The sequence below is a fragment of the Schlesneria sp. genome (assembly GCF_036405755.1).
GTDB classification, from domain to species: Bacteria; Planctomycetota; Planctomycetia; order Planctomycetales; family Planctomycetaceae; genus Schlesneria; species Schlesneria sphaerica.
In genome coordinates, this window is record NZ_DASWWZ010000482.1 from 1 (window position 1) to 3,798 (window position 3,798).

The window sequence follows — 3,798 nt, forward strand, 5'->3', positions numbered from 1 at the left end:
ATTGCAAGCAGTGAATTGGGCTTCTAAGATGCCGGTCCTTATACCATGTCCGTTTTGAAAAGTGCCAATCGCAGACAGGACCGTTCGGTAAAGTTAGCGCCATGGTGTCTCGCCAACTGCTGTTGTTTACAATGAAAATCCTGTTCTGCAGGGGATAGACCTCATGCTTCAAGTGAAATCATGCGGCGTGATTGTCTTCCGTCGTATGCCCGAATTGTCGTTTTTGCTCATGAAACACCCACATCGATATGATCTTCCCAAAGGTCATACCGAAGAGGGTGAAACCGAACTGCAGACGGCACTGCGCGAAATGTGGGAAGAGACCGGCATCCCTCAGGAGGCTGTCAAAATTGACCCGGAATTCCGCTACGAAGAGAAGTACTATCCCGTCGAACCCCGATTCGGCCACGAGCGTGTCGAGAAGACATTGGTCATTTTCCTGGGTTGGATTTCCGAAAATTTTCCCATCTCAGTCACCGAACATGCCGGGCACGAATGGAAGCGGTGGCATCCGCCGCACGACGTGCAGCGATTCACCATCAATCCCCTGCTGGAAGCGATCCTGCGACATTTCATGACGCATCCCCTTCCCAACGACTAAGTCCGGTTTGAGCTTCCGTTCACCATGCCAGGCCGGATATGAAAAGTCATCTTTGCCCGCGGACAGCTTCGCACAGGTTTCGGCGGGGCTCCATCCTGATCACTCCAGGGGAATGCATCCGGCGTCCGAGTTCCCGGCAACCAGTCGTCATTCTCATGCTCGCATTTCTCCTCCTGCTGAGCGGAAGCAGTGAGGGACGTGCCTGGAATGATGCGGGCCACATGACGATCGCCCGCATCGCCTGGGACGAGTTAACCCCGACCGAACAGGCGTCTGTTGTCGCCATTCTCAATGAGCATCCGCATCGTGAACGACTGCTGCTAAAGGGGAAACCTTCATCGGTCTCAGAGCAGGAATGGATTTTTCTCAAGGCATCGGTCTGGCCCGATTACGTTCGACCCCCGAAGTCATCCACCCGTGAGGATCATTCCCGGCACCCGATCTATAAGTACCACCGCAGTACGTGGCACTATGTCAATTTCGCGTATACGGCGGGGCAGAAGGGTGAACGACTTCCTGAGCACCATCTGTCGGACGAGTCAAACATCCTCAATGAACTCGAACAGACGATGAAGGTTCTCGTGAATGGACGTCGAGACCCGCAGCGAGTTCCCAAAGTCACTGACGCACAAAATCGAGCAATCCGACTGGCCTGGCTGATGCACCTCATCGGCGACCTGCACCAGCCGATGCACGTCGTCGCACTGGTCGATCGCAAGTTGTTTCCCGACTCGCCCCATCACGATCAGGGTGGTAACCGGCTGGCGCTTCGGAAGGACGCTGAGTCGCCCCCCAAGAACCTGCATCGAATCTGGGATGAAATGTTCTCGGACGACTCCCGCTTTGATCAGATCCGGCAACAGGCAGAAAGAATTGCCCGCGATCCGGCCCTCAAGCAGGCAACCGCATCTGATCTGACCCGGAACCTCACGTTTCGCGACTGGGCGAGCGAAAGTTATCGTGTCGCCAAAACATCGGCTTACCTCGATGGAAAACTGCCGCTTGTGCTTCTCGATCCTTCCGCAGTCAAACCCCTGTCAGACGCCGACGTTCCCATTTTCCCGCCCGAGGAACTCCAGCGAGCCCGGCGCAGTGCGCAGGAACGGATCCTGTTGGCCGGCCGTCGCCTCGCTGTAAAACTCAGGGAAGTGATTCACCGATAATCGCGCCTGTCGTTCCTCGCACGACTCGGCGGCAGAATCCGACAGTCCTTATGATCCGATCAAGAATCACCCGGGTAAGAACGTACTCACCCGGGATCTCGGAAGTCATCGGCCCGTCATCGTCAGACGAGGCCCCGATTCCGCGACTGTCGCAGAGGAAATTTCTGAGGCAGTCGCCGTTCAGGATGGCAGTTTCGAGGCACGCTCTTCAGGCGACTCGATCACGAACTGATGTCCGGTTGGATGGACGGTCAGCACCGGGCAGCTTGAGGTGCGAACCAGTTTCTCGGCAACGGAACCGATCAGCATGCGTGCCAGCCCGGAGTGGCCGTGCGTCCCGACGACGATCAGGTCAATTTCGTGCTCTTTGACATAGCCGAGAATCTCATCGACGGCGAGGCCCATGACGGCTTTGTACACCACGGTATGATCTTTCGCCCATTCCGGGTCCAGCTCTTTCACCAGATGCTGCTGAGCGGCATCCACCTGTAACTGCATCTCCTTTTCCGGCACGACCCAGGGGAATGAGGCATCAGGGTACGGAATCACGAGGGGAACGACATGCAGCAGATGAAGTTCGGCACCGAAGCGGTCAGCGAGTGACATCGCGTAGAGCTGGGCTTCTTTGGCGGGAGCACTAAAGTCCGTGGGGAACAAAATTCGACGAATCGCGATCTTCATGGTGGAAATCCCTCTTGTCTGTCCGACGTCGTTGCGTGATGTCTTCGTCCGCTTCACATCAGCCTGACGGGTCAATCACCCTGCACTCTCTGATCCTACCATCGAAACCAATCCATTTGCGACTCGCAAGGTGACTTTGGGTGAAACTCAATCTTGTCTGTGCGGGTCGCTTGATGAGAAGTGAAGCAAATGCTCGACGGGCAACTGTTCGCCCCTCGCCCGCAACAACTTCCCTCGAAACGGACATCTGAGACCTGACGAACGGCTTCAGGCCACTGCTTTGAGGAGCAGTGGCCTGACAAGAAACCAACTTCATTCGCGGGACGCCGGTCCTGCTGTCTATGACCCGAGCAGGGCGAGCGACTTTGTTGCCGGTTCGCTAAGAGACTGCTCGGAACTTGGCGAGATTAGGAGTGTCGCCGGTGGTCTGGACCACTCCCCGGCTGGGGTTGGCAGCCAGATGTTGCAGGATTTTGAAGACCCATTCGACCTCATCAGGCTGCTCAATTCCCGCAGCAATCTGTTCGGCCGTTTGAGGTTCGCTCAGTCCCTTCAGGTGACCAAGAATCAGAGATTGAAGCTCGAGCACAACCGCTGCGGCTTTCTTGCCTGCTTCGACGCCGGGCTGGTGGTACGCGTTGACGTTGATCAGTTCTGCATACAGTCCCACGGCGCGTTCGTAGAGTGCGATCAGGGCACCGACGCTGCGGCCATTCACTTCGTCGATCGTAATTGTGATCGTATCACGCCGGTTATCTCCCAGCGCTTCGCGTGTTCCGAGATAAAGACCATGCAGATAGTCGCCCGTGGTAATTCCGGGCTCAACTTCCAGTGACGGATCTTCCCGATCTTTCAGGACCTGAATGAACGTCACGAAGAAGTTCGCGATCCCGTCTCGAAGTTGCTGAACATAGGCATGCTGATCGGTGGAGCCTTTATTACCGTAAACGGCGAGTCCCTGATGGACGACTTTTCCCTGCCGATCAAGCTCTTTCCCGAGCGACTCCATCACGAGTTGCTGCAAATACCGGCTGAAGAGAGAAAGTCGATCCTTGTACGGCAGAATCACCATATCCTTCGCACCCTGGCCGTTGCCAATGTGAAACCAGATTAAGGCGAGCAGTCCGGCCGGGTTCTTCCAGGGGTCCGTGATGCGGGTCAGACGGTCCATGGCCGCCGCACCCGCCAGCAGGTCTTCCACCGCAATCCCCTGCAGAGCTGCGGGAAGCAGCCCCACCGCCGAGAGAACCGATGTGCGACCACCGACCCAATCCCACATCGGAAATGTCTTGAGCCAGTTTTCGCTCGTGGCGGTCTGATGCAGCTTGCTTCCGTCCTGGGTAATCGCCACGG

General features: G+C 56.5%; 3 protein-coding genes and 1 pseudogene. 2 read left to right on the plus strand and 2 right to left on the minus strand.

The genetic code is table 11. The annotated features are described in order from the left end of the window. Window positions 1–163 precede the first annotated feature (163 nt). Both VGE80_RS16335 and VGE80_RS16340 read left to right on the plus strand, forming a co-directional pair. A complete protein-coding gene (locus VGE80_RS16335) occupies window positions 164–601 on the plus strand; it encodes a bis(5'-nucleosyl)-tetraphosphatase (protein WP_373651318.1) in 438 nt (145 codons plus the stop codon). A 155-nt stretch (window positions 602–756) separates the two neighbouring features. Further along, window positions 757–1,764 carry a S1/P1 nuclease gene (locus VGE80_RS16340; protein WP_440593413.1) on the plus strand — a complete coding sequence of 336 codons (1,008 nt, stop codon included), beginning with the start codon at window positions 757–759 and terminating at the stop codon, window positions 1,762–1,764. A gap of 180 nt (window positions 1,765–1,944) precedes the next feature. Here the strand turns inward: VGE80_RS16340 and VGE80_RS16345 are convergent, their stop codons facing one another. Continuing rightward, window positions 1,945–2,445: a universal stress protein gene (locus VGE80_RS16345; protein WP_397570745.1), complete on the minus strand. Its 501-nt coding sequence runs from the start codon at window positions 2,443–2,445 to the stop codon at window positions 1,945–1,947. 379 nt (window positions 2,446–2,824) lie between these two features. Then, window positions 2,825–3,798 (minus strand): annotated as a pseudogene (gene pgi, locus VGE80_RS16350) (glucose-6-phosphate isomerase); the annotation flags it as partial.